Annotated in this window: 1 protein-coding gene; it reads right to left on the bottom strand. The window is 34.9% G+C overall.

The window, feature by feature from the left end:
- Positions 1 to 416: replication initiation protein (locus FD28_RS01070; RefSeq protein WP_157059802.1), on the bottom strand; the 416-nt coding region annotated here is incomplete at both ends.

Raw genomic sequence — 416 nt, 5'->3', positions numbered from 1 at the left:
CGGAGTTCAGCAAGTGCTTCTTGTCTTGCTTGATCTCTGATTTTTTGATCATGTTCAGCTTGTTTTTCAGCCAGTACCTGTTTTTCAGTTGTTCCTAAAGGCAAGCATTTAACTTTGTCAATTGCACGCCACTTTTCTTTATCTGATAATTCATCATTGTGCTGAATGTTAAAGAGTTTTTGACGCTCATCTTGAAATTTGCCTTGAGAAAAATCATTTGCGTCCTTTCTTTCAGGTTTCCAAGTAAAAGAATAACCGATAACTGGTTTTCCTCTGCCTTTACCATATTTTTTTCTAATCGTTAGCCCTGTAAAAAGCGGGGTTAATTCTTCTCTAATTGGCTTAATAACCTTTTTGTCAACATTTGAAGGACTATTCCAATAACTTTTAGGTATATCAAGCAATTCAAAAAAATC

The sequence above is a fragment of the Levilactobacillus hammesii DSM 16381 genome (assembly GCF_001434395.1).
GTDB lineage: Bacteria > Bacillota > Bacilli > Lactobacillales > Lactobacillaceae > Levilactobacillus > Levilactobacillus hammesii.
This window is presented reverse-complemented; position numbering and strand designations above follow the sequence as displayed.